This is a genomic window from Streptomyces sp. x-19 (assembly GCF_046549115.1).
GTDB classification, from domain to species: domain Bacteria; phylum Actinomycetota; class Actinomycetes; order Streptomycetales; family Streptomycetaceae; genus Streptomyces; species Streptomyces albulus_C.
Window position 1 is genome coordinate 1 of record NZ_JAJPWK010000122.1, and the last position, 537, is coordinate 537.

Below are 537 nucleotides of genomic sequence, written 5' to 3' on the forward strand. Positions count from 1 at the left end.
CCGGTCTCCGGTGGTGAGGCCGGGGCGATCGAGGCGGTTCTGTCGATCATGGTCGGTGGTCAGCAGGCCGACTTCGACGCGGCGAAGCCGCTGTTCGACGCGCTGGGCAAGACCATCGTGCTGTGTGGTCCGCACGGTTCGGGTCAGACGGTGAAGGCCGCCAACCAGCTGATCGTCGCGGTGAACATCCAGGCGTGCGCCGAGGCCGTGGTGTTCCTGGAGAAGTCCGGTGTCGACCTGCCGGCCGCGCTCGACGTGCTCGGTGGCGGTCTGGCCGGCTCCACGGTGCTGGCCCGCAAGACGGCCAACTTCGTCAACCGGGACTTCAAGCCCGGCTTCCGCATCGACCTGCACCACAAGGACATGGGCATCGTCACCGACGCCGCCCGCACCGTCGGCGCCGCCCTGCCCGTCGGCTCCGTCGTCGCCTCCCTCGTCGCCTCCCTGCGCGCCCAGGGCGACGGCGGCCTGGACCACTCCGCCCTCCTGCGCGGCGTGGAACGCCTCTCCGGTTACGACCTCAAGGGCTGAGACCCG

The 537-nt window shown here is 70.6% G+C and carries 1 protein-coding gene; it reads left to right on the top strand.

The features are described 5' to 3' along the window. Positions 1 to 531 (top strand): NAD-binding protein (locus ACLJT4_RS42550; protein WP_411130539.1); only part of this gene is annotated, 531 nt, incomplete at its 5' end. Positions 532 to 537 lie beyond the last annotated feature (6 nt).